This is a genomic window from Helicobacter kayseriensis (assembly GCF_021300655.1).
Taxonomy (GTDB): domain Bacteria; phylum Campylobacterota; class Campylobacteria; order Campylobacterales; family Helicobacteraceae; genus Helicobacter_G; species Helicobacter_G kayseriensis.
In genome coordinates, this window is the sequence record NZ_JAJTNB010000002.1 from 170,382 (window position 1) to 196,012 (window position 25,631).

General features: G+C 37.0%; 30 protein-coding genes and 1 tRNA gene. 23 read left to right on the plus strand and 8 right to left on the minus strand.

What is annotated here, in order from left to right; genetic code table 11:
• Window positions 1-1,650, minus strand: coding sequence for a DNA polymerase III subunit gamma/tau (locus LW137_RS02900; protein WP_233032999.1), 1,650 nt, complete (start codon window positions 1,648-1,650; stop codon window positions 1-3).
• 8 nt (window positions 1,651-1,658) lie between these two features.
• A complete protein-coding gene (locus tag LW137_RS02905) occupies window positions 1,659-2,276 on the minus strand; it encodes a trimeric intracellular cation channel family protein (RefSeq protein WP_233033001.1) in 618 nt (205 codons plus the stop codon).
• A gap of 99 nt (window positions 2,277-2,375) precedes the next feature.
• Between LW137_RS02905 and gltX the strand changes: the two genes are divergently transcribed.
• Window positions 2,376-3,761: a glutamate--tRNA ligase gene (gene gltX / locus LW137_RS02910; RefSeq protein WP_233033002.1), complete on the plus strand. Its 1,386-nt coding sequence runs from the start codon at window positions 2,376-2,378 to the stop codon at window positions 3,759-3,761.
• Window positions 3,762-3,843: 82 nt separating this feature from the next.
• The gene (locus LW137_RS02915) at window positions 3,844-4,395 is read left to right on the plus strand and encodes a YceI family protein (protein ID WP_233033004.1); all 552 of its coding nucleotides are present in this window, start codon (window positions 3,844-3,846) and stop codon (window positions 4,393-4,395) included.
• Window positions 4,396-4,835: 440 nt separating this feature from the next.
• Here LW137_RS02915 and LW137_RS02920 read toward each other — a convergent pair whose 3' ends face one another.
• Genes LW137_RS02920 through petA form a run of 3 tightly spaced genes read right to left on the minus strand, consistent with a single transcriptional unit; the run spans window position 4,836 to window position 7,453 of the window.
• A complete protein-coding gene (locus tag LW137_RS02920; RefSeq protein ID WP_233033006.1) occupies window positions 4,836-5,705 on the minus strand; it encodes a c-type cytochrome in 870 nt (289 codons plus the stop codon).
• Window positions 5,705-6,934 (minus strand): cytochrome b, encoded by a 1,230-nt coding sequence (locus LW137_RS02925; RefSeq protein ID WP_233033008.1) that lies wholly within the window; start codon window positions 6,932-6,934, stop codon window positions 5,705-5,707. The genes LW137_RS02920 and LW137_RS02925 overlap by 1 nt, the downstream gene beginning before the upstream one ends.
• A gap of 3 nt (window positions 6,935-6,937) precedes the next feature.
• Window positions 6,938-7,453, minus strand: coding sequence for a ubiquinol-cytochrome c reductase iron-sulfur subunit (gene petA, locus LW137_RS02930; protein WP_233033012.1), 516 nt, complete (start codon window positions 7,451-7,453; stop codon window positions 6,938-6,940).
• 190 nt (window positions 7,454-7,643) lie between these two features.
• Between petA and LW137_RS02935 the strand changes: the two genes are divergently transcribed.
• Genes LW137_RS02935 through bcp form a run of 4 tightly spaced genes read left to right on the plus strand, consistent with a single transcriptional unit; the run spans window position 7,644 to window position 10,993 of the window.
• On the plus strand, window positions 7,644-8,453 hold the full coding sequence (locus LW137_RS02935; RefSeq protein WP_233033019.1) for an NAD+ synthase: 810 nt from the start codon (window positions 7,644-7,646) through the stop codon (window positions 8,451-8,453).
• Window positions 8,425-9,594: a DegT/DnrJ/EryC1/StrS family aminotransferase gene (locus LW137_RS02940; protein ID WP_233033020.1), complete on the plus strand. Its 1,170-nt coding sequence runs from the start codon at window positions 8,425-8,427 to the stop codon at window positions 9,592-9,594. The genes LW137_RS02935 and LW137_RS02940 overlap by 29 nt, the downstream gene beginning before the upstream one ends.
• Window positions 9,595-10,509, plus strand: a complete 915-nt coding sequence (locus LW137_RS02945; protein ID WP_233033021.1) for a tetraacyldisaccharide 4'-kinase — start codon at window positions 9,595-9,597, stop codon at window positions 10,507-10,509.
• A complete protein-coding gene (gene bcp, locus LW137_RS02950; RefSeq protein ID WP_233033022.1) occupies window positions 10,502-10,993 on the plus strand; it encodes a thioredoxin-dependent thiol peroxidase in 492 nt (163 codons plus the stop codon). Before LW137_RS02945 ends, bcp begins: the two co-directional genes overlap by 8 nt.
• On the opposite strand, the gene mnmA is transcribed toward bcp, so the two are convergent.
• Window positions 10,990-12,015 carry a tRNA 2-thiouridine(34) synthase MnmA gene (gene mnmA, locus LW137_RS02955; protein ID WP_233033023.1) on the minus strand — a complete coding sequence of 342 codons (1,026 nt, stop codon included), beginning with the start codon at window positions 12,013-12,015 and terminating at the stop codon, window positions 10,990-10,992. The genes bcp and mnmA overlap by 4 nt on opposite strands.
• A gap of 133 nt (window positions 12,016-12,148) precedes the next feature.
• Here mnmA and LW137_RS02960 point away from each other — a divergent pair, with 133 nt between their 5' ends.
• From LW137_RS02960 to LW137_RS03025, 14 genes are all read left to right on the plus strand, one after another.
• On the plus strand, window positions 12,149-13,408 hold the full coding sequence (locus LW137_RS02960; protein WP_233033024.1) for an adenylosuccinate synthase: 1,260 nt from the start codon (window positions 12,149-12,151) through the stop codon (window positions 13,406-13,408).
• Window positions 13,392-13,826 (plus strand): flagellar FliJ family protein, encoded by a 435-nt coding sequence (locus LW137_RS02965; RefSeq protein WP_233033025.1) that lies wholly within the window; start codon window positions 13,392-13,394, stop codon window positions 13,824-13,826. The genes LW137_RS02960 and LW137_RS02965 overlap by 17 nt, the downstream gene beginning before the upstream one ends.
• Complete coding sequence (locus LW137_RS02970; protein ID WP_233033026.1) at window positions 13,813-14,451, plus strand: MotE family protein; 639 nt, start codon at window positions 13,813-13,815, stop codon at window positions 14,449-14,451. The genes LW137_RS02965 and LW137_RS02970 overlap by 14 nt, the downstream gene beginning before the upstream one ends.
• 44 nt (window positions 14,452-14,495) lie before the next feature.
• Entirely contained in the window at window positions 14,496-14,969 is a 474-nt protein-coding gene (gene aroQ / locus LW137_RS02975) for a type II 3-dehydroquinate dehydratase (RefSeq protein ID WP_233033028.1), read from the plus strand.
• Entirely contained in the window at window positions 14,947-15,996 is a 1,050-nt protein-coding gene (locus LW137_RS02980; RefSeq protein WP_233033030.1) for an aminopeptidase P family protein, read from the plus strand. Before aroQ ends, LW137_RS02980 begins: the two co-directional genes overlap by 23 nt.
• Complete coding sequence (folK, locus tag LW137_RS02985) at window positions 15,993-16,463, plus strand: 2-amino-4-hydroxy-6-hydroxymethyldihydropteridine diphosphokinase (protein WP_233033032.1); 471 nt, start codon at window positions 15,993-15,995, stop codon at window positions 16,461-16,463. The genes LW137_RS02980 and folK overlap by 4 nt, the downstream gene beginning before the upstream one ends.
• 13 nt (window positions 16,464-16,476) lie before the next feature.
• Entirely contained in the window at window positions 16,477-17,763 is a 1,287-nt protein-coding gene (flhF, locus tag LW137_RS02990; RefSeq protein WP_233033034.1) for a flagellar biosynthesis GTPase FlhF, read from the plus strand.
• Window positions 17,760-18,620 (plus strand): MinD/ParA family protein, encoded by an 861-nt coding sequence (locus tag LW137_RS02995; RefSeq protein WP_233033036.1) that lies wholly within the window; start codon window positions 17,760-17,762, stop codon window positions 18,618-18,620. Before flhF ends, LW137_RS02995 begins: the two co-directional genes overlap by 4 nt.
• 9 nt (window positions 18,621-18,629) lie before the next feature.
• On the plus strand, window positions 18,630-18,953 hold the full coding sequence (locus tag LW137_RS03000) for a hypothetical protein (protein WP_233033038.1): 324 nt from the start codon (window positions 18,630-18,632) through the stop codon (window positions 18,951-18,953).
• A gap of 8 nt (window positions 18,954-18,961) precedes the next feature.
• On the plus strand, window positions 18,962-19,669 hold the full coding sequence (locus LW137_RS03005; RefSeq protein ID WP_233033040.1) for an RNA polymerase sigma factor FliA: 708 nt from the start codon (window positions 18,962-18,964) through the stop codon (window positions 19,667-19,669).
• The gene (gene fliM / locus LW137_RS03010; RefSeq protein WP_233033042.1) at window positions 19,662-20,705 is read left to right on the plus strand and encodes a flagellar motor switch protein FliM; all 1,044 of its coding nucleotides are present in this window, start codon (window positions 19,662-19,664) and stop codon (window positions 20,703-20,705) included. Before LW137_RS03005 ends, fliM begins: the two co-directional genes overlap by 8 nt.
• Before the next feature lie 6 nt (window positions 20,706-20,711).
• Entirely contained in the window at window positions 20,712-21,548 is an 837-nt protein-coding gene (gene fliY / locus LW137_RS03015; RefSeq protein WP_233033044.1) for a flagellar motor switch protein FliY, read from the plus strand.
• Between the two features lie 12 nt (window positions 21,549-21,560).
• Window positions 21,561-22,445: a glycine--tRNA ligase subunit alpha gene (gene glyQ / locus LW137_RS03020; RefSeq protein WP_233033046.1), complete on the plus strand. Its 885-nt coding sequence runs from the start codon at window positions 21,561-21,563 to the stop codon at window positions 22,443-22,445.
• Between the two features lie 32 nt (window positions 22,446-22,477).
• Window positions 22,478-22,555, plus strand: a tRNA-Pro gene (locus LW137_RS03025).
• Between the two features lie 12 nt (window positions 22,556-22,567).
• On the opposite strand, the gene LW137_RS03030 is transcribed toward LW137_RS03025, so the two are convergent.
• Together LW137_RS03030 and rpe are read right to left on the minus strand one after the other, a co-directional pair.
• Window positions 22,568-23,377, minus strand: a complete 810-nt coding sequence (locus LW137_RS03030; RefSeq protein ID WP_233033048.1) for an exonuclease domain-containing protein — start codon at window positions 23,375-23,377, stop codon at window positions 22,568-22,570.
• Entirely contained in the window at window positions 23,377-24,018 is a 642-nt protein-coding gene (gene rpe, locus LW137_RS03035; RefSeq protein WP_233033050.1) for a ribulose-phosphate 3-epimerase, read from the minus strand. Before rpe ends, LW137_RS03030 begins: the two co-directional genes overlap by 1 nt.
• Window positions 24,019-24,087: 69 nt before the next feature.
• Here rpe and LW137_RS03040 point away from each other — a divergent pair, with 69 nt between their 5' ends.
• Genes LW137_RS03040 through LW137_RS03050 form a run of 3 tightly spaced genes read left to right on the plus strand, consistent with a single transcriptional unit; the run spans window position 24,088 to window position 25,623 of the window.
• A complete protein-coding gene (locus LW137_RS03040; RefSeq protein WP_233033052.1) occupies window positions 24,088-24,942 on the plus strand; it encodes a class 1 fructose-bisphosphatase in 855 nt (284 codons plus the stop codon).
• Window positions 24,942-25,127 (plus strand): hypothetical protein, encoded by a 186-nt coding sequence (locus tag LW137_RS03045; protein WP_233033054.1) that lies wholly within the window; start codon window positions 24,942-24,944, stop codon window positions 25,125-25,127. Before LW137_RS03040 ends, LW137_RS03045 begins: the two co-directional genes overlap by 1 nt.
• Entirely contained in the window at window positions 25,093-25,623 is a 531-nt protein-coding gene (locus tag LW137_RS03050) for a tetratricopeptide repeat protein (RefSeq protein WP_233033056.1), read from the plus strand. The genes LW137_RS03045 and LW137_RS03050 overlap by 35 nt, the downstream gene beginning before the upstream one ends.
• The last annotated feature ends 8 nt before the right edge of the window (window positions 25,624-25,631 follow it).

A 25,631-nucleotide genomic window follows, 5' to 3' on the forward strand; every position in this document is an offset into this window, starting at 1 on the left:
TTAGATCCTTTTGGCGGTCGTTAAATCGACTTGAAGATGTTTTTTGAGATTGCCTAGAAGTGTTTGATGTTTGATTGCAAAAGTTTGTGGTGATGCTGGGGGATTGGGCGAAGAGGAGCTAGCGGGCTCTTCTTGGGTTTGTTGGATTTGAGGGGAGGTTTGATTGGGTGGCGTAGATGGATTAGATTCTGGCGAGTGAGATAAATCTGGAAGATGTGTATTGCTTGGCGAGAGATGAGATGTATTGTGAGTAGAATCTTGCTGAAATTTGATTTGGGTTTGTTCTCCAAAGATTTGGTGGACAAATGTTTTGATGAGAGGAAATTGTTCTCTGAGTAGATTTTTATCTTCTTGAAGGGTTGCAATGCTCTTAAGAAGAAGAATAGAATCTTTAAAATCGATGAATTGAATATTTTTTTCAAAGCATTCTCCAAGATGATAGTGCCTATCATAAAGTCTTTCAACAAGAGATTGAAAGGGGGGGTGATGGGGGGATGATGAGTCTTGTGTATAGCTTTGTATTTCTGTATTTGGCTGAGTTTGTTCTGTTTGGGGTGGAGTATTTTGACTTTGGGTAGTGGGATGGTTTTGCAATTCAGGCAAAGTGTGTTGCTCAAAAGAAGAAATAAGAGTGTGAATATCTCTAAGTTTTGTAGCTTCTTGCATTTTAAGGAGGCTCAAAATCAAAACAAACTCTCCATCACTGTTGAGCGAAAGGAGAGTTTTACTTTGAGCAAGGATAGAGAAAAAACGATTGAGTAAAGTGGTGTTGAAAGTTTTTGTCAATGCTTTTTCTTTGAGAAAAAGGAGCATCTCATCAAGCACCATTTCGCACTCATATTCCTGCATAAGATTAAGAAGCTCATTTGCTTGAGCTTCATTTTTTGTAACAATAGCATCAAAAAATTTTTCTAGAATTTGTGGATCGATGATGCCAAGCATATCTGTTACACCACTAAGCGTGATTTGATTATCTCCAAAAATAATGGCTTGCTCAAGCAGTGTGAGTGTATCTCTAAGGCTTCCTGATCCGCTACGCGCAATCATATTGAGCGCTTCTTCTTCATAAGGGATTTGTTCTTTTTGCAAAATGTGCGCAATGTGTTCGATGACATTTTTATGAGGGATTTTTTTGAATCTAAAATGCTGAGTTCGGCTAAGAATAGTCGCAGGAAGCAAAAGAGGGTCTGTTGTGGCAAGAATAAATTTGACAAAAGAAGGAGGTTCTTCTAGGGTCTTTAAAAGAGCATTAAAAGCCTCTTTTGTCAGCATATGAACTTCATCGATGATAAAAATTTTATAACGCCCAAAGCCAGGTTTATATTTGGTTTGTTCAATAAGATCTCGAATATCATCGATTTTGCGATTTGATGCAGCATCAAGCTCGATAATATCAATATGCCTTCCTTCAAGTGAAGCTTTGCAGTTATCACAGATTCCACAAGGTGTGCTTGTAGGCCCTTGATCGCATTGCAATGCGCGGGCAAAGATCCGAGCCGAACTTGTTTTCCCACTTCCTCTTAAGCCACTAAAAAGATAAGCATTGGAAATTTTATTTTGATTGAGGGCAAGCGAAAGTGTCTGAGAAACGCTATGTTGTCCAACCAAATCTTGAAATTGAGTGGGGCGATATTTGAGAGCAAGTGTCATGGCTTTTCCTATGATTTTTCTTTGGTTTCAAAAATGAAAGTAGGAAGTGAGATTTTATACCTAATCGCAATCATTCTTACAATAAAACCAATTCCAATTGCACATAAAGTTGCAAGCTCTTCTCCCAAAAAGGGATAAGAAAACCAATAGATTGCCCCGCAAAGCATTGCGACAAATGCATAGAGTTCTTTTCTGAAAATTAGAGGCATGCTATTGCAAAATAAATCTCGTAAGATTCCCCCAAAACTTCCTGTAATCATTGCTCCAATCATTGCTAAAGTAAGGTCATATCCCATTCCAATCACAATTTTTGCCCCTATCGTGCTAAAAACAGCCAATCCAATAGCATCAAAAGTAAGAAACAATCGCTCTAATCGATTGATGAAGTAGGCAATACGCGTTGCAATCAAAGAAGAAACTAGAACAATCAAAATATAGTGTGGAGATTGCACCCATAAAAGAGGGTAGTGATTGAATAAGACATCCCGAATGCTTCCTCCTCCTAAAGCTGTTGCAAAAGAGATAAAAAATACACCAAAAAGATCCATTTTGTGGCGTCCAGCAGCCAATGCGCCACTCATAGATTCTGCAATGATTCCCATATGAAATAAAACTGCAATTAGCATCGATTTTGTCCAACTTAGAAAACTTCAAAATTGTGTATTTTATGATATTTAAGGATAAAATTGCTGTCTTAAAATTATCTATTTCTTAAGGAATCTAAAATGAGTGTAATCACACGATTTGCACCTTCTCCTACAGGGTATTTGCATATTGGAGGACTAAGGACAGCATTATTTAATTATTTGTATGCCAAATCTAATGGAGGCAAATTTTTGCTTCGAATTGAAGATACTGATTTGCAAAGAAATTCTCAAGAGGCTACAGATGCTATTATTAAGGCATTTGAATGGACAGGACTGAGCTATGATGGAGATGTGGTTTATCAGTCACAACGTTTTGAAATTTACAAACAATATATCCAACAACTTTTAGATGAGGGGAAGGCGTATTATTGCTATATGACCAAAGAAGAGCTTGATGCTTTGAGAGAAGAACAAAGAGCAAATAAACTTCCTCCAAGATATGATAATCGCTACAGAGATTTTAAGGGAACTCCACCTGATGGAATTGATCCTGTGGTGAGAATCAAAACACCACTTGAGGGGGTAATCGCGTTTGAAGATGGCGTAAAGGGACGCATTGAGATTGCAGCAAAAGAAGTGGATGATTTTATCATTGCAAGAAGTGATGGAACCCCAACTTATAATTTTGTCGTGGCTATTGATGATGCATTAATGGGCGTGACTGATGTTATTAGGGGAGATGATCACACGACCAATACTCCTAAGCAGATTGTTGTGTATGAGGCACTTGGTTTTCAGATTCCTAAGTTTTATCATGTGCCAATGATTCTCAATCCTGAAGGGAAGAAATTAAGCAAGCGTGATGGAGCAACTGATGTGATGGAATATAAAGAAATGGGATATTTGCCCGAAGCATTGCTTAATTTCCTTGTAAGGCTTGGATGGAGTAGCGGGGATCAAGAGATTTTTAGTATGCAAGAGATGCTTGCACTTTTCTCTCCTTATGAGCTGAATAAATCTGCAAGTTGCTACAACCAATCTAAGCTTGATTGGCTCAATAACCACTACATCCGCGAAATGGATAATCAAAAGCTTAGGATGATGCTTGAAGAATATGGTTGTGAGGTGAAGATGGAGGGAGATAAACTTGAGGTGCTTTTTGAGGCGCTTAAGGAGAGGAATTATACTCTTGTAGCATTTGCCAATGGTGTGAGGGAAGTTTTAGAGGCTCCAAAGAGTTATGATGCGAAAATGCAATCACGCTTGAGCTTAGAAATAATAGAGAATCTTAAGAAATTTATTGGTGGACTGACAGAGGGATTAGGTGTGAGTGAGCTTGAAGAGAAAAGCAAAGCCTTTATGAGTCAGTATTCACTTAAAGCTGGAGAATTTTTACAACCCTTGCGTTTGGCTCTTCTAGGGAAGGGGGGAGGGATTGGGATGGCCGAAACAATTTTTGTCTTAGGAATTCAGGAATGCCATCATCGCATTAAGATGCTTGAGAAGATTAGTTTTGCAAAGTAGGGGAATTAATTTTTTATTTAAGAATAGTTCCTACAATCTAAAAGAGGGTTTCCTCTTTTAGAAAATATTGCAAGGAAAGATAATGAAAAAAGTTTTAATGATGGCAGGACTAATCCTAGCTGCAAATTTAGGGGCTGATGAATACAAGATTGATGCAGCTCATTCCAATATAGGATTCAAGGTTAAGCATCTTCTTGTGAGTACTGTTGGAGGAAATTTTAAAAACTTTAATGGGAAAATTGATCTAGATCCTGCAAATAAGAAGATCAACTTTTTTGAGGGTGAGATTGCTGTTGATTCTATTAATACAGACAATGAAAAAAGAGATGATCATCTAAAATCTCCAGATTTTTTTGATGTCAAAAAAAACCCAAAGGGTTATTTTAAGATGACAAAACAAGAAGGAGATAAATTGTATGGAATCCTTACTTTTGGAAGCGTGAGCAGGGAAGTTGTGTTTGATGCCGAGATGAGCGATGTTGTTGTGCATCCAAAGACGAAAAAAAATGTAACTGCTCTTGAGCTTGAGGGAAAAATCAATCGTAAAGATTTTAACATTGGGTCGGGAGTTCCAAATACTGTTGTTGGCGATGAGGTGAAGATTGTTATCAATCTTGAGCTTCTTGGACAGTAAGACAACCTTAGAAACAAAGAGAATTTTTCTCTTTGTTTATGCTTATTTTTGTTGGCTCAAGTTTTCTGTGATTAAATTTCCTATTAAGGTCAATAGCTAGCTTTTTAAACTTCTTTAAATTTTATTTAAGCTTTATCCAAAAATAACCATCCCTAAAAAACTTTCATGTTCTTTATTGCCATTTAACCAAGAAGATTAAGTGGTGTATTTGTGCATATAATTTGTGATTTTAGATTTGATTGGTCTTGTCTCTTTGATGTTTTTGATCTGCATTTAATGAATACAGAAGAGTGGATTAAGGTGGTTTTTTGGGGTGCTTAATAAAGGATATAGTATTTTATATTTGTGTATTTTTATAGAAACTTATATTGAGTTCAAAGCAAAGAAAATAGTGAAATTTTAATAAGTGGAAGTATGACTTCCCTCCTAGGGGGAGGGGATTAGTGTAAATCTTTCCAGATTTTTCTTTTCCATAAGTAGGCAATAAAGGCCATAACAATACAGAAGAGGATAATCTTGACACCAAGAGATTCTCTTTCTTGTTTTTTGGCATCAGCAATGCTTTCCATGTATGCAATTACTTGCGCTTCTGCCTGTTTTGTAAGACCGATACGAGGCATAGAGGCCCCAGGAAGCATTTTTTGTGGATCATTGATAAAGAGTGCAAGATAATGTTCTCCTTTGCTTCTGAACATTGTTGAAAGATCTGGTGCAGGAGCTCCAAGATATTCTTGCAAGAAGTTTGAAGGCGTGGCCACTTTGATTCCTTTCACCCCATTAATCCCATCATATTTGATATCGTGACATCTTGAGCAGGCATCAACAAAAACTTCACGATCTCCCATTGTCTTGGGGGCAATTGAAGTAAGATAGGCGATGATATCAGCAATTTGTTGATCATCAAGGCTTCCCGCCAAAGCACTCATTTGATAGAGATCCTCTTTTCCTTTGAGTTTTTCTTGCAAGAGAGTTGCTTTGAGTGGATCTTTGAGAAACGCGCTTAGGAACTCTGGAGCGTAAAGATATCCCATCGTATCAAGATCTGGCCCCATCACTCCATTTGCATTTCTTGCTTTAAGTTCGTTCTCTGGTGTTTTTGTATTGTGGCAACCTGCACAATTTTCTTCAACCAAAGTTTTTCCTTTCTCTGCATTTCCTTGTAGAGAAACTTGCAAGTCTTTTAGATCAGAGAATTGATAATCCGCTGGTGCTTTAGGTGGATGGAAAACGGAGTGAGCCAAGGGTTCAACACCCCAATAAATTACACCAACAATAACAGCTAGGATAGCTAGGATTTTAATTTCTTTCATTATTGATTTCCTCCTGCTTTTTCATTCTTTGTAATTAGTGGAAGAATAATAAAAAGTGCAATAAAGACACTTGAGGCAATACATCCAATCCAGACATTGATTCCCTCTGGAGGAAGCTTTCCATAGATTGTCAAGACAATCATGTCAATAAGTAAAACAGCAAACCATGCAAAAAATGCAGGTCTTTTGTGTGCTGGAGCTACCACGGGGCTACGATCAAGGAATGGAAGAATGAAGAAAATCACATTTGCAAGCCCAAACATTGCAAGACCAAAACTGCTACTAAAGAAAAATCCTCTCAATACTTCATAACTCCACAAGAAATACCATTCAGGGTAAATGTGTGCAGGTGTTTTGAGGTTGTTTGCAGGATCAAAATTAATTGGATCGAGTGCAAAGTTGAAGTTAAAGCAAGCAAGATAAAAGAAGAGTGCTAAAAACACAAAGATGACAAAGATGTCTTTTGATAAGAATGCTGGCCAGAATGGAATAACCTTTGATTCTTTTTTCTTGCCTTCAAGGTATTTTTGAGCCTCAGCTTCAAAATCTAATTTTTCTCCTTCAGCATTATTGACATGAGGGATTCGTAAGCTATAGAAATGGATTGCAATAACAGCCATAATAAGCACTGGAAGCAAGCAAACATGAAGCATAAAAAATCTTGTCAATGTCGCATCTGCAACACTATAGTCTCCTCTAATCCATTCAACAATATCGGGTCCAATAAAAGGGATTCCTCCAAAGAGGTTTGTAATAACAACAGCTGCCCAATAGCTCATTTGTCCCCATGGAAGCATATAGCCACTAAAGGCTTCTGCAGAAAAGAGCACAAAGAGAAGCATTCCTGTGATCCAAATCATTTCTCGTCCTTGTTTGTAAGAGCCATAATAGATTCCAACAAACATGTGAATATAGATAATAAGGAAAACCATGCTTGCACTAACTGCGTGAATATTTCTCCATAGCCATCCATAGGCAACTTCTGTCATAATAGTGTAATTAACACTATCAAAGGCTAGATTAACATCGGGCTTGTAATACATTAATAAAAATAAGCCAGAGATAAAAAGCATTGAAAATAAGACAAGGAGTAAAACCCCCATCGCCCACAAGAAATTAATATTTTTAGGAATCCAATATTCTGTCATTAAGACTTTTGTAAGGCTTCTAACGGCAAGGCGCTGATCTAACCAGTCAATGAGCCCATTTGCTTTTTTAATTTCAGCCATTTTCTACTCCTTATCGCTTAGTTGATTGTATTCTTCTCCTGCTTCTCCAAGCAAGATTTTTTTGCCATCTTCAAGTATTTTAAAGGGTGGGATTGTCATGGGTTTAGGAGGAGGGGTTCCAGGGGCGTTGATTCCTGATGAGTTAAATCTTCCACCATGGCAAGCGCAGAGAAATTCTTTTTTGTTGGCATCATATCCTGGGATGCATCCAAGATGAGTGCAGACTTGAATCCCGATTGTATAAATTGCATCACCAATTTGAAAATTTCTTTTTCCTAAAAAGTTTTGTGCATCCGCATCATTTTTTGCCATCCTTAGGATATAAACAGGTTTCTTTCTCCACTCAACTGTCATCATTTCACCCTCTTGCAGAGAGGAAATATCTACCGTCGTGAAGCCGGCAGATACGACATTAGGGAGTGGATCCCAAGTTCTCTTCATGGCAACAAGTGAAGCAGCAGCACCTAAAGCCGCTCCTCCACCTAGAGCCATGCCGATAAAATCTCTTCTTTTATTCATCCTTGATACTCCTTTTGTGTTATTTCTTGTCGTAAATATTTCGGACAAAACTGAAGATTATAGTTTAAAAATCGATTGAATGAGACAGAACAATAAAAATTTTGAAATACAAAATTTTGTAGAATCTTTCTCAATTCACAATCTAGAGGATAAGAGAGATTTAAAGATTTACTTTTAGGGAGAGTGTAAGATGAGCAGAGAGATGAGGATTCTCAAAGAAGAAATGATTGATTTTTTGAAAAGTGAAGTAAAAGAGAAAGGGTTTGAACGCGTTATTTTTGGATTGAGTGGAGGGATTGATAGCGCTGTTGTGGCTTTTGTATGTAAAGAAGCATTTGGAAGCAATGCAAAAGCTCTTCTAATGCCTTCTTTGAGAGGATCTCAAGAGAATTTTGAAGATGCAAAAATATTAACAGAGTTGCTTAAGATTCCTTATGAAATTATTCCTCTTGAGCCTTATGAAAGAGTGTTTGGATCATATGAAGAGATAGATCAATTGCGATATGGAAATTTTTGCGCTAGGACTAGAATGATGCTTTTGTATGATCGCTCCCAGAGGGATCGTTCGCTTGTTGTCGGGACAAGCAATAAGAGTGAATTGATGTTGGGATATGGGACAATTTATGGAGATTTGGCCTGTGCGATTAATCCAATTGGAGATTTATTCAAAACTGAAATTTTTGAACTTGCAAGGTTTTTGCAAGTTCCAGAAAAGATTATCTGTAAGGCGCCAAGTGCTGATTTATACGAGGGGCAAAGTGATGAGAAAGAAATAGGGCTTTCTTATGATGAAATTGATTCTATCTTGAGAAAAATAGATTATAAAAATTTAAATTGTTCTAATTTAAATTTAGTTCTTGATACAATGCAAGGGAAACATTCTAAAAAAAATTTAGGAAAGATACTTGATCGGATATGGAAAAACAAATTTAAAACACAAAACATAAAAATTTTTAGACATGGAGGATCGGATGATAAAGAGCATCCCATTTTTTCTTGAATTTTTTCAGGAGGAAGACTTACGAAATCTATCTGATGTGGTTAGAAAGCACTCAAATCTAAGCACTGATTGGGGGTATATGCTTGGTGATCGTGAAAAGTGTATTGAAAAGTATGAAGAGGAGATCATCAAAATTACAAGATCTAAATATGCAATTGCGACTCAAGCTGATCATTGCGCTCTTTTGCTTGCTTTTAGAGCCCTTGGTTTAAAAAGAAATCATCGTGTGATTTGTTCAATTTATTGTCATCCTATGGTTCCAGAATGTATTCGTTTGTTTGATGCGGAGCCATTGTTTGTAGATATTGATCCTTCGACACTAGCAATGCTTCCTGAGCAATGTGAGGAATTACTTGAAAATGGAGCAAGAGATCGAATAAAAGCTATTGTTGTTTCTCATGTTGGCGGATTGACGAATATGGACCCCTTTCATAAGATGAAAGAAAAGTATCATGTCAATATTATTGAAGACTTGAGCTATTCTTTGGGGCTGATGAATTCTAGTGGGGTTCATGCGGGAATTGATTTGCAGACAGATTTTGCAATTGTTTCTCGTTTTTCTGGTTTTCTTAGGAGGCTGTCTAGCTGTTCAACGCTTTTGACAAGCAATGGGGAATTGGCAAAAAAATGTCGTCGACTGCGATATCACTCTATGGTGAGAGATTCAGTCAATAATAGTATTTTTTATGATATTACAGATTTGACATTGGAATACAACCCAAGCATTTTTGACTTAAATGTTGCAACACTAGCAGTTAGAAGAAACCAAGAGGCTATCAAAAGAAGAGCGCAAATTGCAATGCGTTATCGTGAAGCATTGCAAGATATCAAAGGTGTCAAGTTTTTAAAACAAGATTTGGAAACTGTTCATGCAATTTGTTTTATCTTCTTTGAGAGGGGAAGGGATCAAATTGCTAATTATTTATCTGAGAGGGGAATTGGGGTGCGTCTGCCCTATGTTCCTTTTAATCTTTTGAGTTTTCACCAAAACAAAAGCTTTTTAAAGGTGACGCAATATCCAAATGCTTTGGATGTCTATCAGAGAGTTTTAGCACTGCCTTGCTATCTTGGAATGACTGATGAAGATGTGGATTATGTTGTTGCTACACTTCAAGCTATTCTGAAAGATGAGAATTTTTAATTGCGACTAATTGATCGTTACTTTTATAAGCCTACATGGTGGCAGAAGATTATTATTTTTCTTCTGTTGCCATTATCTTTTTTTTATTGTCTGATTGCGTTTTTGAAGCGTAAATTTCTTTTTCAAACTGATTTTGGAATCCCAATTGTAAGTGTAGGGAATCTTGTTGTTGGAGGTAGTGGAAAAACCCCTTTTATCTTAGAAATGGCCAAATTTTTTCCTCATTACAAAATTGCAATTGTCTCGCGAGGATATAAACGTAGAAGCAAGGGGCTTGTTGTGGTTTCAGATCAGGGAAAGATTCTGTGTCCACAAGAAGATGCTGGAGATGAGCCGTTTTTGATGGCTAAAAGTGTTAAGAATGCAAGTGTTATTGTTTGTAAAAAGCGCAAAGAGGCAATCTTGAAGGCAAAAGAAATGGGGTGTGAGATGATATTTTTAGATGATGGATTTCGATTCAATTATAAAAAACTCAATGTTGTCTTAAAACCCAAGCTAGAACCTTATTATCCTTTTTGTTTGCCAAGTGGTATGTATCGCGAATGGAGGGGATCATATAGAGAGGCTGATTTGGTAGTGCAAGAGGGGATTGATTATGCGCGAGAGGTGAGTGTAAAAAATCCAAGTGAGAGAATGTTGTTGCTAACTGCTATAGCCAATCCATCAAGATTGGATGAGTTTTTGCCTTCTGTTGTGGGGAAGATTTATTATGCAGATCATGCGCGATTTGATTTTGATGAACTGAAGAAAAAAATACAGGATTTAAAAGCCTCTAGTTTGCTTGTTACCTCAAAAGATTTGGTCAAGCTTGAAGATTTTGATTTCCCTATAAGTGTTCTTGAGTTAAGATTAAAGATCGATCAGCAGATTATTGATCAGATTCAGACCTATGTCAAAGGAGAAAAAGATGCTTAAGCAAGGAGATCAAGCTCCACATTTTGCACTTCCCAATCAAGATGGGATTGAGGTAGCATTGAATGATTTGTTGGGGCGTGTATTAGTGCTTTATTTTTATCCTAAGGATAATACTTCAGGCTGTTCTTTGGAAGCTCAGGATTTTACTGCGTTGTTGGAAGAATTTGACTTGAATGGAGCAAGTATTGTGGGAATTAGTCCAGATAGTCAAAAAAGTCATAAACGCTTTATAGAAAACAAGCAACTTCAGATCATGCTTTTGAGTGATCAAGAAAAGGTTGTGGCATCTAAATATGGAGCTTTTGGAGAAAAGAAGCTTTATGGGAAGACTTATGAGGGAATCATCCGATCTACTTTTATTATTGGAGAAGATGGAAAGATTTTAGAGACCTTTTATAATGTCAAGGCCAAAGGGCATGCTCAAAAGGTGCTTGAGCGTTTGAAAGAATTAAAAGGAAAATCAGGCGAGGAAAAGAGGAGTTAGATAATCACTCCTCCTCCTAACACGCATTCTCCATCATAAACAACAAGTGCCTGACCTTTTGCGACACCAAAAACATCCTCTGTTAATTCTGCAGCGATGATTCCATCTTGAAGTGTAACTTTTGCTGAGGTTTTTGTGCTTCGATAGCGAATCTTGACTTCATAGTTTCCATCTTGGAAATTCACTAAGCTTTTGTTGATGGCTTTGATGGTTTTAATTGCAAGGTCTTCTTTTTTTCCAACAATGATTTCATTTTTTTGTGCATCAATTCCTAAAACATAATGTGGTTCAAGTGCTCCTTTGACGCTAAAGCCTTTGCGCTTACCGATTGTGTATTGCATATAGCCTTTGTGCTCTCCTACTGCGTTTCCATTAATATCTCGAACAATTCCCTTTTTTTCTACTTCAAGCGTTTTTTTGAGAATGTCAATATAGTCTGTTTCTACAAAGCAAATTTCTTGTGATTCTTTGTAGGTTTCAAGACTTCCAAGCCAAGGCATTGCTTCAAAAGCTTCTTTTTTTACATCCACCTTTAGATAGTCTCCAAGCGGAAAAATGAGAGAATCGATGGCTTGTTGGGAAATTGCATACAAAAAATAACTTTGATCTTTGCTAGGATCTCTAGCTTCTCTAATGCACTTAATTCCATTTACTTCTTGGATGCGCGCATAATGTCCTGTAGCAATCTTTTCACATCCCATCTCAAGAGCTTTTTGAAGAGCTAGTCCAAATTTCATTAAAGGATTGCAAAGCGCGCAAGGATTGGGTGTCTCTCCTCTTTGATATGAGGCAATAAATTCATTGTAAACTTTTTCTTTAAATTCTTTTTGTGCATCAATCACTTGAAACTCAAATCCTAAATTTTGCGAGACCTTGATGCAGTTTTGGATAAAAATCTGATGCTTTTCTTCTTTGTCATGTAATTTAAGATAGATTCCAAGGACTTCATATCCTGCTTTTTTGAGAAGATAAGCACAATATGAGCTATCTACGCCCCCACTCATTAATAATGCAACTTTCATATTTTTTAAGATCCTTTTTGAAGTATAAGGTTTAATATTTTTTATCTTCAAATTTTACAGAGAAAATTTTAAATCATGGAGGTGATTATTTTATAATCTCGGGTTTGATTAGATTTTAGATGGAGGATTTGCAATGGCTGATTTGGTTGTAGGCTTGCAATGGGGAGATGAGGGGAAGGGAAAAATTGTGGATTTATTGGCAAAAGATTATGATGTTGTTGTGCGCTATCAGGGTGGGCATAATGCGGGACACACTATTGTTGTAGAAGGCAAGAAGATCGCCCTTCATCTCCTGCCCTCAGGAGTACTCTATCCTCACTGTCAAAATGTGATTGGCAATGGGGTGGTTGTTGAACCCCATTCATTGGTTACTGAAATGAAGCAATTTGGGATTGAATGTTTGCAAAATCGTCTTTTTATTAGTGATCGTGCTCATGTGATTCTACCAATTCATGCCAAATTGGATCTTCTGCGAGAGAAACTTAAAGGAAAGGAAGCGATTGGAACGACAGGAAAGGGGATTGGTCCAAGTTATGCAGATAAGGTTTCAAGAGTGGGGATTAGAATGGGGGAACTTAGAGATATGGAGACATTAAAGCAAAAAGTTCAATTTGCTTATCGTGAGTTACAGATTTTAGCTCAAGCAATGGGTGAAACGATTGAGAGTTTGGATGAGATTGTTTGCTCATTGCGTGAGGTGAGTGAGATTTTGATGCCTTTTGTGTGTGATAGTGTGCATTTTCTTTGGAACGCTAAGGAGCAAGGAAAGAAAATTCTTCTTGAGGGAGCTCAAGGAAGTATGCTTGATTTGGATCATGGGACCTATCCGTTTGTGACAAGCTCAACAACAATTAGTGCAGGAGCATGTAGTGGAAGCGGGATCAATATCCGAGAAGTGCAAGAAGTTATAGGGATTGCAAAAGCTTATTGCACGCGTGTGGGCAATGGTCCCTTTCCAAGCGAAGAGTTTGGGAATATTGCTCAAGAGATACAAACTAAGGGGGGAGAGTTTGGAACAACAACAGGGAGAGCAAGGAGATGTGGGTGGTTTGATGCTGTTGCGCTTAAATATGCTTGCAATCTCAATGGATGTACCCAAATCGCACTTATGAAACTTGATGTGCTTGATGGTCTTGAGGAAATCAAGGTTTGCACGCAATATGAGTATAGGGGTGAGAAAATTGATTATATTCCTTATGATTATTCTGAAGTTAAGCCTATCTATCAAACTTTTAAAGGATGGGATAAAACTTGTGGGGCAAGATCTAGAAGTGATTTGCCCAAAGAAGCACAAGAATATATTGTGGCTTTAGAAAAGTTGGTGGGAGTGAGAATTTCAATTGTTTCAACAAGTCCAGATCGCGAGGATACGATTATTGAAGACAAAGTTTGATGTTTTGGTCAAGGCAAGTGAGCAAAAAATCAAAATGTGCGAGCAGGCTATTTTCCAAATCAATCAAAAAATAAGAGAACATGAAGAAAAAATTGATCAAATTTTGCATCAAATGTATGAACTTGAGATTCCTTTTTGGGGATCCAATCTTTTGTTCTCCGAAGTGTATGAAAATAAAAAAATCTGTTTGAATCTAATTGATGAAGAAAAAGCAAAAATTTCTCATCTAAAATTAGAAAGACGACAACAAGAACAAGAATGTCATCAATTTTCTTTGGAGCTTGAAAAAATGCGATTTTTGCAAAAACAAGACATTCAAAAGAAATTGGAACAAAAAAAACTAAGAGAACAAAAAGAGATGGATGAAATTGCAGGAATGCGTTTTTATCTTAAAGGAGAAAAAAATGAAGAGATTTAAATTGATTTTAATGTTTTGTATTGCTGGACTTATGGCCAATGAAGAGCATTTAAATCAAGAAATCGGTGAAGATAAAATTTTGGAATGCAATTTAATTTTTGAATCAAGAAAAGAAGAAATCGAAGCACAACTTAAAAAACTTGAAGAACAGCAACAATCCCTTTTGATCTTGCAAAATGCAACAGAAGATGTTTTGAAGGAGAGACAGGAAGCTTTAGATCAAAGATATCAAGAGTTAGAAAGAGATAAAGTTGCTTTTGAAGAGCAGAAGAAGCAATATGAGCAAGAGCAAAAACAAAGAGAGGAAGATCTTCAAAAACAACAAGAGCAAAAAACCAAAGAAATTGCAGATTTGATACAAAAAAATGAAGAATTGCTTCAAGAAATTAAGAGGGAAAGAAAAAGCAAGCTTGTTGAAACTTATAGCAAAATGAAAGATTCAAAGGCTGCTCAGATTTTGGAATCAATGCCTATTGATGATGTTGTCGGGATTTTAGGAAGTATGGAGACAAAACTTGTGGGGAAGATTCTAGCAAAAATGAATGCACAAAAGGCTGCAGAAATCACATTGGCAATTCAAAAGGATGGACAGCACAAGACTTTGCCACAAACGCAAGAAGAGTGATTGTGTTATAATCCATTTTAAAATGCATGCAAAAGGAAATCAATATGAAAGTTTTAGTTATTCAAGGACCAAATCTTAATATTCTGGGGCACAGAGATCCAAGAATCTATGGAAATGTTACTTTAGAGCAAATTCATCAAAATATGCAAGATATGGCAAAACAAAATGAAATAGAGCTCGAGTTCTTTCAAAGCAATTTTGAAGGAGAAATCATTGATAAGCTTCAAGAATGTATTGGTGGAGAATATCAGGGTGTGATTATCAATCCTGCAGCATATGCTCATACTTCTATTGCAATTGCTGATGCAATCGCATCGTGCGGAGTGCCATGTGTTGAGGTACATTTAAGCAATATTTTTGCTAGAGAGGATTATCGAAGCAAAAGTTACACAGGAGCAGTGAGCGCTGGAGTAATCTCTGGATTTGGAGCCTTTGGTTATCATTTGGCATTGATTTCGCTCTTTCAGATTATGAAAGAAATTAAAGCATTGGCTGATGCACAACAAAAACAAGCTTAATTCTCCCTATCTTTTAAATACTGAGAGTGCTCAATATTATGAGTGCTCTTATTCTTGTGATCATGCTTTAGTTTTGGTGTGCGGAGATGAAAAGTTCTTCTTCACAGATGGCCGATATGATATTGAAGCAAGGGCTTATGTTCATCGTGGCGTTGAGGTGATTAAGGCACAAGATTTAGTTTTGAGCGTATGTCAATTTGTGATTCAAAACAAAATCTCTTCTTTGATTTATGATCCTTTATATACAAGCGTTTTGGACTTTGAAAGGATGAAGTCCTTATTGTCTGGCATTGAATTGCGGGCACAAACGAATTTTCATCAAGAGTTACGCAAAGTCAAAACAAATGAGGAGATCGAAAAAATCAGACGATCGCAAAAATTAAACAAGGAAGCATTTAAGAGATTTGCAGAATTTTTGCAAATCTCAGAAGGAAAAAACGAGAAAGAATTGCACTTTTGGGCACAAGCATTTTTATCTCAAAATGGACAGTATTCTTTGAGCTTTGATCCTATCTTTGCTTTGAATGGAAATGGGGCAAAAGCTCATGCCTTGCCCGATGAAACGAGCATTTTGCAAAAAGGCGATTGGATCTTGTTTGATGCGGGAATCAAATATGAGCGGTATTGTTCTGATATGACAAGGTGTGCATATTTTGATCGCGAAATTGATTTTTTTAAATCCCAAACACATAGCCATAGCGAATTTCAAAAAATTTATGAAGTTGTGAGAGAGGCTAAAGAGTATGCGATTGAGAATCTAAGAGAGGGGATGAGGGCAAAAGAAATTGATGCCTTAGCAAGAAGTGTAATTGAAAAAAAAGGATTTGGCCAATATTTTACTCATTCGACAGGACATGGGATTGGGCTTGATATCCATGAGCTTCCACGAATTTCTCCCAAAAGCGATGAGATTGTGAGTGAGGGGATGGTATTTTCTGTTGAGCCAGGGATTTATTTGGCTCAACAAATTGGTGTGCGCTTAGAGGATTTGGTAGTGATTAAAAATGGGAGAGCCGAAGTCTTATGAGAAAGTTGCTCTATAGTCGCTTTTTCCCTTTTGTTTCGCGCAAAAAATCCAAATTAAAAAATCAAGTCATGCTTGGAGTGGGTGGAAATATAGGTGATTGCTTATTTTGCTTTGAGGCTTTGTTTCGTAAAATATCTAAGGACGCTCGCTTTTGCATCCTCTCTACTTCTCCAATTTATCGCAATCCTCCGTTTGGATATGAGCAACAAAATGATTTTTTAAATGCAACAATACAGATTGCCACATCTTGTGGAGTAACTGAGATGTTTAGAATGATTTTTTATTGGGAGAGATGTTTTGGAAGAGGCAGAAAGCGAGCTTTCAAAAATGCTCCAAGGACACTTGATGTTGATTTGTTATGGTTTAATCAATTAAAACTAAGTTGGCCATCTTTGCATTTGCCTCATCCTCAATGGCATAATCGAGAATCAGTGCTTATCCCATTGCAATTGCAAACAATCATTTAAGGAGCAAGGAGAAATGAAACTTTTTACTTATACTGGAGAAACTCCCGATGAGGCTCTTAGGCAAGCCAAAAGCGTGCATGGATCAGATCCCTTTATTCTCAAATCAAGAGAGATTCGCAAAAAAACTCTATCCCAAAAAGGGCTTTATGAAATTGTGATTGCAGTAGAGGAGCAAAATGAAGAGCCAGCCAAAAATAGTGTAAAGAAGAAATTAGATGAAATAGCACAAAAAAGTTTTGAAAAAAAGAAGCAGGATCAAAAAATTAGTTTAAGCCAAGATATGAATGAAACTATCCGTCATATCTCTGAAATTGCCGGAGTTAAGAATCCTTCCAATCCATATGTATCACAAAAGCAAAAACCACAAATGCAAGAGAGTGAAGACTTGAGGGCAATCAAAAAAGAAATTGAGCAGATTGATGATCGTTTGAAACTGATTCAAAGCATGTTTTGGGAGGAAAAAAAACCAAATCATCACTTAAATATACCTCAAGAGTTTGCTGAAATTTATGGGATTGCGAAAAATAGTGGGATTGATTCTGAACGCTTAAATGCTTTGATGGAATTAACTCTTGAGCTGATGCCTCTTCAGATGCGATCCAATTCTGTAACAGTGAAGCGTTATTTTCGCGAAGTTTTGAGGAAGATGATTGCTTGCCGTAGTGAGAATTTAGAGATAGGGTCTAAAAATATTCTTATGTTTGTTGGTCCTACTGGAGTAGGAAAAACAACAACTTTGGCCAAGCTTGCTGCACGCTATTCTTTGATGCTTGATAAACGCTATAAAGTAGGAGTGATCACTTTAGATTCTTATAAAATTGCAGCAATGGAACAGCTTATGACTTATGCAAGGATGATGCGTCTTGGGATTGAGCGCGTTGATGATCCAAGTGAGCTTGAGCATGCTCTGGATCGTTTAAAATATTGTGATTTTATTTTGATTGATACTGCTGGTCATTCTCAATATGATAAGCAAAAGCTTGAAATGTTGAAGTCATATATGCAAAATGATTTTCATATTGAGGTAAGTCTTGTGCTTTCGGCAGGCACAAAATATGAAGACTTAAGAGATATCTATCAATCTTTTAGTGCAGTTGAGATTGATAATCTTATTTTTAGCAAATTAGATGAAAGTCGCAGTTTTGGGAACATTTTTTCCTTAGCATGCGATGTGAGAAAACCTATTAGTTACTTTTCAGTTGGGCAAAGCGTTCCGAATGATTTGCTTGTTGCGAGCAATGAATTCTTGGTGGATTGCCTGCTTGATGGGTTCAAAAAGCCACAAAAGGATAATAAGTGAAGAATCAAGCAACAGATTTAATTGAGCTTGTTGGACAACAAGGAAATAAAAAAAATACAGAGATTATTGCAATTACAAGTGGAAAGGGTGGGGTGGGCAAATCAAGTATTAGTGCAAATCTTTCCTATACGCTTTGTAAGATGGGGTATAAGGTCGCTGTTTTTGATGCTGATATTGGGTTGGCAAATTTGGACTTGATTTTTGGTGTTAAGGCACACAAGACGATCTTGAATGTTTTGAAGGGGGAGTGTGAGCTGAAAGATATTATTATCCCTATTGAAAATGGACTATATCTTATACCAGGGGATAGTGGAGATGAAATTTTTAACTATATTTCTGAAGATTCTGTTTCTAGACTTGTGGGTGAGGGCGAAATTTTAAGTGATTTGGATTATTTGATTATTGACACTGGGGCAGGGATTGGTGGAATTACTCAAAAATTTTTAGAATCAAGTGATACTTTGATTGTGATTACGATGCCTGATCCAAGTGCTATCACTGATGCGTATGCGGCAATTAAAGTCAATGCCAAAACACGTAGTCAAATTTATATGATTCTTAATATGGTCAAAACTGCCAAAGAAGCAGAGAATGTGTATCTTAAAATGAAGCAAATTGCTTATAAAAATATTGAGAATCTTTCATTGGAATTGTTGGGCTATGTCCCTCTCTCATCTGGAGTTTCTTCTGCTACGCGTGGTCGCACTTTATTTTCCCGCGTAGATCCTGGAGATGTTGCATCTCTTCAGCTGAAAGGGATTGCAAGAAAGATTTTGCAAAAAAGGGAACAAAAAGTGCTACCTTCAAAAGAAAATGGTTTTGGGAGCTTTTTCCAAAGGCTATTGAAATATTTGTAGGGGTCGTGAATGGCATCAGAAAACTTTATTGGTCTTTCCGTAGTATCTGGATTCTTTATCGGACTTATTTTTGCATTTATTGGCTTTAATGAACCAGAAAATATTGTGTTTTTTACCCTTGTTGTGACGGCTATATTTTATTTGATTGTTATTTCGGGGATTTCTCTTTTTAACTGGTTTATAAGCTTTGATGCAAAGCGTTTTAATAAAGAACAGCTAGAAGACAATTTGGAATACTATGTCTCACAGTTTAGAAAAAAAGAGAATGAACTTGTCTATGTGTTGGACTATATCAAGCGTGTTGAGCTTGAACAGGAAGATCAAGAAAAGTAAAAATCATCATGAAGCGCACCCAACAAGTCAAAAGCTATAGTCAAAGTTTAAAATATACTCAAGATGAGCTTGCTTTGCAGTATTTGCCCGCAGTCAAAGCAATGGCGCATCGCTTAAAAGAGCGTTTGCCAAGCTCTGTTGATTTTGCTGATTTGATTTCAATTGGGACAGAGGAGCTGATAAAGGTTGCAAGGCGTTATGATAGTAGTCTCAATGATTCTTTTTGGGGGTTTGCAAAGATACGTGTTCATGGTGCAATGCTGGATTATTTGCGTAATCTTGATATTCTCTCTAGATCCTCGCGCAAATTAATTAAGGCAATTGATTCTGAAATAAGCAAATATCTCAATGAGCATGATGAAGAACCAAGTGATGAATATTTGGCACAAGTGCTTCATGAAGATATTGCTAAAATCAAGGAAGCCAAGATCGCATCAGATATTTATACACTCATTCCAATCAATGAACAATACAGTGCGATTCAGACTGATAGCGTTGCTTTGAAGGTGGAACAAGAAGATTTGATTGAGCAGATTCAGCAAGTGCTTTCAACACTATCAGAACGAGAGCAATTAGTCATGCAACTTTATTATTTTGAAGAGTTGAATTTGAGTGAGATTTCTGAGATTCTCAATATTACAGAATCTCGAATCTCCCAAATCAATAAGGAAGTGATTAAAAAGGTTCGATTAAAACTGGGAGAAATGTATGGCTGATATTTTAAGTCAAGAAGAAATCGATGCTCTTTTGGCTGTTGTTGATGGTCACGAAGAGCAAGAAGTCAAGCCAAAATATGATCATGTCATGCTTTATGACTTTAAACGCCCAAATCGTGTAAGCAAGGAACAGTTGCGCGCTTTTAAGGGGATTCATGATAAATTGGCAAGATCTCTTTCTTCTCAAATTTCTTCAGCTATGCGCTCTATTGTAGAGATTAGTTTGCATAGTGTCGATCAAATGACCTATGGTGAATTCTTGATGAGTTTGCCAAATCCAACAAGCTTTAATGTTTTTTCTATGCGTCCATTGGACGGAACAGGAGTGCTTGAAATCAATCCAAGCATTGCCTTCCCAATGATTGATCGACTTTTGGGGGGAAGAGGAGAGCCTTATAATCATCAAAGGGAATTTAGTGGAATTGAGCTTAATTTGCTTGATTCGATTTTAAATCAGGTGATTGTAAATCTTAAAGATGCTTGGGCTCCAGTAACTGAAATTTATCCAGCGATTGACACCAAGGAAACAAGCGCTTCTGTGGTCCAGATCGTGGCACAAAATGAAATTGTGATCATGGTTGTGATGGAGATTGTGATTGGTAATTCTAGGGGAATGATGAATCTGTGTTATCCTGTAATTTCTTTGGAAACGATTCTTTCAAGGCTAGGCAGTAGGGATTTGATGTTGAGTGATACAAACACCAAAAAAAGTAGAAATAAAGAACTGCAAGCTTTGATTGGGGGATCTGGGGTAGTTGTGAGTGTGGGATTGGGAAATGCTATTTTGGATCTAAAAAATGTCATTGAGCTTAAAGTGGGGGATATTATTAGATTGGATCGTCCGGCAAATGATGAAGTGGTTGTAAGCATTGATGGGAGAGAGAAATATGTTGCAGAGATTGGACTGCAACGCTATCGCAAAACAGTTAAAATAAAAGATGTCATTCGGACAGAAAAAGATGAGGTGAAGGAAATGCTTGAACTGCTTGAAGAGCAGAGAAAAATAAGAGCAGTCCAAGTTAATGAGGAGGAATAAGGAAATATGGTTTCAGAAATAATCCGTCGTTTTGTAAATCTTTTTGTGCAAGAAAGTAGTGCAACATTAGAGGGGTTGCTTGGTGTGAAGCCAGAAATCTCTTATAAAGATGTTGTCAATGTTGATGATGAAACGATTAAACCTCCTTTTGTTTTGATTCGTATTCGATGTAAAAGTGAAAATCGAGAAGGCAATGCTGCGATGACAATCCCTAGTCTTTTGGCCTCTCATTTATCAGCCCTTATGGTTGGTGAAGAGCCACAAGAAAATAAAGAGCATTTAAGTGATGATGATTTGGATGCAACAAAGGAGATTGCCAATAACATTTTGGGAGCTCTTTCGACAGGATTGGATGCTGATAAGCTTCTGCCTTCTATGCGTTTTGAGATTTTAGAAGTTAAGGAGATTAGGGATCAGGTTGATTTATCTGATTTTGTAAGAGCATGGTCTTATGAGATTTCAATCAATGGATTGCATTCTCAATTGATTAATTTTGGCTCATTGGAGTTTATTCAGCTTTTTCAGACAGAAACAGAAAAAGAAGACAAGAATCTGCAAGAGAATTCTCAAAATGATGATTTGAAAAATATTTCTATGCTTTTAGATGTCAAGATCAATGTTCATGTGCGGATTGGGCAGAAGAAGATGCTTCTTAAGGATGTGATTGCTATGGATATTGGTAGTGTTATTGAGCTTAACCAGCTTGCAAATGAACCTTTGGAGGTTTTGGTCGATGACAAAGTGATTGCTCATGGGGAAGTTGTGATTGTAGATGGAAATTTTGGAATCCAAATCACAGATATTGGAAGTAAAAAAGAGCGTTTAGAGCAAATTAAAGTTTAAATAGGGAGTGTTATGAAAAAGATTAGTTTGTGTGATATGTTATTGAAGCTTCAAAATTATTGGAAAGAGCAAGGATGTTTAGTGCTTCAACCTTATGATATTCCTGCAGGGGCGGGAACTTTTCATCCTGCTACTTTGCTTAGGAGTCTTGATAGTCGTCCATGGAGTGTGGCTTATGTGGCTCCTAGTCGTCGTCCTACAGATGGTCGATATGGGGAAAATCCAAATCGTTTGGGGAGCTATTATCAATTTCAGGTTTTGATTAAACCAAGCCCATCCAATATTCAAGAGCTTTATTTGAAGTCTCTTGATGTTTTGGGAATTGATCGCAAGAAGCATGATATTCGCTTTGTTGAGGACAATTGGGAATCTCCAACACTTGGAGCTTGGGGTCTAGGATGGGAAGTGTGGCTTGATGGAATGGAGGTAACGCAGTTTACATATTTTCAACAAGTTGGAGGATTGCCTTGTGAGCCTGTAGCTGTAGAAATTACTTATGGTGTTGAAAGACTTGCGATGTATATCCAAGGTGTTGATAATATTTTTGATATTGAATATGCCAATGATACAGAGGTTGTTTTTTATAAAGATGTTCATCTTCAGGGAGAGTATGAGTTTTCAAAATATAATTTTGAGGTTGCCGACATAGAGACTTTATTTGCGATGTTTGAACACTCTCAAAAAGAAGCAAAGCATTGTTTAGAATCAGGTCTTCCTCTCCCTGCTTATGATTACACAATGCTTTCTAGTCATTTCTTTAATGTTCTTGATGCGCGTAAAGCAATTTCTGTTGCACAAAGACAAAACTATATCCTCAAGATTCGAGAGTTGGCAAAGGGATGTGCAGTACTTTATAAGGAACAAGAAAAAGAGAGAGAAAAAAGGCTTAAAGCCTAAAAAACTCTTGTATAATACGCCTTCTTCATTAGCGGAGTATGGCGCAGCCTGATTAGCGCGCACCCTTGGGGTGGGTGAGGTCGTGGGTTTGAATCCCGCTACTCCGACCATCTTCATCAGTTTTATTTATGTTTAAGCCAATTTAGAACATTTTGCGTATTTTTAGAAGGAAGCTTGTTTAAACAGCGCAGAAAAACTTCTTTACATGTGAGTGCATCAGCATAGGCGCGATGAGAAATGGGTGTTTGGATTTCTAGGAATTGATTGAGGAAATCTAGACTATAGCGTGGAGCTTGGATGCATTTTTGTGCCATTTTGAGAGTGCAGAGAGTTTGATTGTAAAGTCCGATTCCAAAATGTTTGAGATAAAGAGAATCTAAAAAAATATAATCAAAATTTACATTATGTGCAACAAAAATGCTTGTGCCAATAAAAGCCCTGAATTGTTGGAGCACCTCTTGCACCTCCAAAGCATTAGCAACATCATCAAGTGAGATTCCAGTGATTTGCGTCACGATTGGTGGAATGGTTGTGTTCTTGACTAAATGTTCAAAACGCCCAAGAATCTCTCCTTTTCCATTGCATAAAATTGCTCCAATCTCAAGAAGATTTCCTTTTAGAGGATTCCCATCAGTTGTTTCTAAATCAACAAAACAAAAGAGTTGGTCTTGTATGTGGGTTATCTTGGGATGAAGAAAAACCTTTTGATCTTGAATGGCAAGATCCATGCCAATTGTGCGCAAAAAATCCAAGGAGAGATGATCGAGGTGGAAATCCCTGAGCTTTTCATCTTGATGGCAGAGTTGCAAAAAATCAGGGATCTCTAGGGTTTTGTTTGCGATTTGATCAAGAAAAGATTGGCTTGGGCTTTTAATCTTTTTTTGTTTTTTATATTTGGGTTTTAAGGAGGGGTCTTGGATGATGATATGCATTAGATTTTGAGCGATTGGATAGCTTGAGAATAGGATTTGCTCCCAAAGATATAACTTCCAGCTACCACAATATCCACTCCTGCTGTTTTAAGAAGATCAATATTTTCTGCATTCACTCCGCCATCGACTTGGATCAGACATTGAGGATTTTGTTTGGAAATTTTTTCTTTTAATCGTTTGATTTTTTCAAGACTTTGTGGGATAAAGCTTTGGCCGCCAAAGCCTGGATTGACGCTCATGATCAAAACCATATCAAGATCTTGCAAAATATAATCAAGGCACTCAAGAGGCGTATGAGGATTTAAGGCAATTGATGCACCTATTCCTTTACTCTTGACATATTGAATCATTCTATGAATATGCTGTTCTTCTTCAGCGTGGAAGCTTATAAATCGTGGTTTGTAGGGAGCAAATAAATCGACAAAAAACAAAGTGTTTTTTACCATCAGGTGGATATCCAATGGAAGCAAAGAAGCTTTGGCAATTTTTTCTATGATAACTGGACCAAAGGTTAGATTTGGCACAAAATGGCCATCCATAATGTCAAGATGAAGAAAGTCGGCTCCAGCTTTTTGGATTGATATGAGTTCTTGTTCAAGGTTTAAAAAATCAGCTGAGAGTAAACTTGGTGCAACTTTCATCCTATCTCCGATACAAAGGGTAAAATCGTTATAATTTTACAATTTTCAAACATAAAGTAAGGATTTAAAATGCAAAAAATATTTGATTGTTTTCTCTCTCTTGGCCCAAAGATTCAAGATTTGATTATTTGTGGAGAAACAAATTACACATCACATGTGAACTCTAGTGGAGATACTCAGCTTGCTCTTGATGTTCAGAGTGATTTAATGATTGAGAGAGAATTATCAAATCTTGCATGTGTTTATGCCTTATTTTCAGAAGAGCAAGAAAAGGTAAGAATCATTCATAAAGAGGGGGAGTATAGTGTTGCGTATGATCCAATCGATGGGTCTTCATTGCTTGATTCTAATTTGAGTGTGGGGACAATTTTTGGAATCTATGCAAAAGATTTTGAGGGAAAAAATCTTGTAGCAAGTGGATATATTCTCTATGGTCCGCGTCTTGAAATTGTGATTGCTCAAAAGGATGAAGTTGGTGTAAGACATTTGCGTTTTGATCCAAAAAAGCAGGAGTGGAGAGAGCAAGAAAGATTGTTTTTGGCTCAAAAAGGTAAAATCAATGCCAGTGGAGGGACGCAAAAATATTGGTCCAATCAGCATCAAAAAATGATCTTATCTCTTTTTCAAAATGGTTATCGCTTAAGGTATTCAGGAGGGATGGTGCCTGATTTACATCAAATTCTAGTTAAAGGTGGGGGATTATTTAGTTATCCTGCGACACAGGATGCCCCACAGGGAAAATTACGAAAACTTTTTGAGGTTTTTCCATTTGCTTTAATCTTTGAGTGTGCTGGTGGAGAGGCTATTGATGGGAAATCACGCTTGTTGGATCTTGGGATTCAAACTTCTCATGAGAGTTGCCCTTGTTTTTTTGGAAGCAAAGAAGAGATAGGGTTGGTTAGGGAAATGGATGGAGGAAAATAATGGAGCAATTAGAAGAGCAATTTGAAAAAAGCAGAAAAGAAGTTCAAGAATGCCAAAAAAGTCAAGCACTTGATTCTTGCTTGAAGTGTCCTCAGATTTTGCAATGCGAGAAAAGAAAGACTTATGTACAAAACACTTATCTTTTTCTCAATGGCGGGCAACAAGATGGTGGGTTTGATTTTTAGATTGGCGTGTATTTTGGTTTTGATGTGGGGATGTGGGGAGAATGATCAAAAAACCATCGCTTCATTTGAAAAAGCTTGTCTTGAGGGTAGAAGCAGGGCTTGTTTGTCATTGGCTTCTTTTTATGCCCAACAAGAGGCTAGTCTTATTTCTCGCTTGAAGGCTCTAAAGGCAATACAAAAGGCTTGTGAATATGGGGATTTAAAATCTTGTGGAATTGTTGTTCGTGTATTGTATTCTCACAATCAAATTGATGAATCTATGAAGTGGCTAAAACGGGGATGTGAGTGGGGAGAGCCAAAATTTTGTCTTGTGTTGGCATACGAGTATTTGCGCGGAGAATATGTTGCAAAAGATTGGCAACAAGCGAATCGATTTTTTATCAAGGCTTGTTATGGTGGGGAAAAAATAGCTTGCAAAAGAGGGATTGAGATTTTAAAACAAACCTTTCCAAATTCTTCAGAAATTCAAGGATTACAAAAACAGCTTGGATCATAATTAAGAAG

What these genes read in the sequence shown, in the direction of transcription:
- LW137_RS03050 (WP_233033056.1), top strand. Translation starts at nt 25,093, where the DNA reads ATGGCGGGCAACAAGATGGTGGGTTTGATTTTTAGATTGGCGTGTATT.
- LW137_RS02920 (WP_233033006.1), bottom strand. Translation starts at nt 5,705, where the DNA reads ATGAAAGAAATTAAAATCCTAGCTATCCTAGCTGTTATTGTTGGTGTA.
- fliY (WP_233033044.1), top strand. Translation starts at nt 20,712, where the DNA reads ATGGTTTCAGAAATAATCCGTCGTTTTGTAAATCTTTTTGTGCAAGAA.
- LW137_RS03030 (WP_233033048.1), bottom strand. Translation starts at nt 23,377, where the DNA reads ATGCATATCATCATCCAAGACCCCTCCTTAAAACCCAAATATAAAAAA.
- aroQ (WP_233033028.1), top strand. Translation starts at nt 14,496, where the DNA reads ATGAAAGTTTTAGTTATTCAAGGACCAAATCTTAATATTCTGGGGCAC.
- rpe (WP_233033050.1), bottom strand. Translation starts at nt 24,018, where the DNA reads ATGAAAGTTGCACCAAGTTTACTCTCAGCTGATTTTTTAAACCTTGAA.
- mnmA (WP_233033023.1), bottom strand. Translation starts at nt 12,015, where the DNA reads ATGAAAGTTGCATTATTAATGAGTGGGGGCGTAGATAGCTCATATTGT.
- LW137_RS03005 (WP_233033040.1), top strand. Translation starts at nt 18,962, where the DNA reads ATGAAGCGCACCCAACAAGTCAAAAGCTATAGTCAAAGTTTAAAATAT.
- bcp (WP_233033022.1), top strand. Translation starts at nt 10,502, where the DNA reads ATGCTTAAGCAAGGAGATCAAGCTCCACATTTTGCACTTCCCAATCAA.
- glyQ (WP_233033046.1), top strand. Translation starts at nt 21,561, where the DNA reads ATGAAAAAGATTAGTTTGTGTGATATGTTATTGAAGCTTCAAAATTAT.
- LW137_RS03040 (WP_233033052.1), top strand. Translation starts at nt 24,088, where the DNA reads ATGCAAAAAATATTTGATTGTTTTCTCTCTCTTGGCCCAAAGATTCAA.
- LW137_RS02970 (WP_233033026.1), top strand. Translation starts at nt 13,813, where the DNA reads ATGAAGAGATTTAAATTGATTTTAATGTTTTGTATTGCTGGACTTATG.
- LW137_RS02900 (WP_233032999.1), bottom strand. Translation starts at nt 1,650, where the DNA reads ATGACACTTGCTCTCAAATATCGCCCCACTCAATTTCAAGATTTGGTT.
- LW137_RS02905 (WP_233033001.1), bottom strand. Translation starts at nt 2,276, where the DNA reads ATGCTAATTGCAGTTTTATTTCATATGGGAATCATTGCAGAATCTATG.
- LW137_RS02940 (WP_233033020.1), top strand. Translation starts at nt 8,425, where the DNA reads ATGATAAAGAGCATCCCATTTTTTCTTGAATTTTTTCAGGAGGAAGAC.
- LW137_RS02980 (WP_233033030.1), top strand. Translation starts at nt 14,947, where the DNA reads ATGCACAACAAAAACAAGCTTAATTCTCCCTATCTTTTAAATACTGAG.
- flhF (WP_233033034.1), top strand. Translation starts at nt 16,477, where the DNA reads ATGAAACTTTTTACTTATACTGGAGAAACTCCCGATGAGGCTCTTAGG.
- petA (WP_233033012.1), bottom strand. Translation starts at nt 7,453, where the DNA reads ATGAATAAAAGAAGAGATTTTATCGGCATGGCTCTAGGTGGAGGAGCG.
- gltX (WP_233033002.1), top strand. Translation starts at nt 2,376, where the DNA reads ATGAGTGTAATCACACGATTTGCACCTTCTCCTACAGGGTATTTGCAT.
- LW137_RS03045 (WP_233033054.1), top strand. Translation starts at nt 24,942, where the DNA reads ATGGAGCAATTAGAAGAGCAATTTGAAAAAAGCAGAAAAGAAGTTCAA.
- LW137_RS02925 (WP_233033008.1), bottom strand. Translation starts at nt 6,934, where the DNA reads ATGGCTGAAATTAAAAAAGCAAATGGGCTCATTGACTGGTTAGATCAG.
- LW137_RS02915 (WP_233033004.1), top strand. Translation starts at nt 3,844, where the DNA reads ATGAAAAAAGTTTTAATGATGGCAGGACTAATCCTAGCTGCAAATTTA.
- LW137_RS02960 (WP_233033024.1), top strand. Translation starts at nt 12,149, where the DNA reads ATGGCTGATTTGGTTGTAGGCTTGCAATGGGGAGATGAGGGGAAGGGA.
- fliM (WP_233033042.1), top strand. Translation starts at nt 19,662, where the DNA reads ATGGCTGATATTTTAAGTCAAGAAGAAATCGATGCTCTTTTGGCTGTT.
- LW137_RS03000 (WP_233033038.1), top strand. Translation starts at nt 18,630, where the DNA reads ATGGCATCAGAAAACTTTATTGGTCTTTCCGTAGTATCTGGATTCTTT.
- folK (WP_233033032.1), top strand. Translation starts at nt 15,993, where the DNA reads ATGAGAAAGTTGCTCTATAGTCGCTTTTTCCCTTTTGTTTCGCGCAAA.
- LW137_RS02935 (WP_233033019.1), top strand. Translation starts at nt 7,644, where the DNA reads ATGAGCAGAGAGATGAGGATTCTCAAAGAAGAAATGATTGATTTTTTG.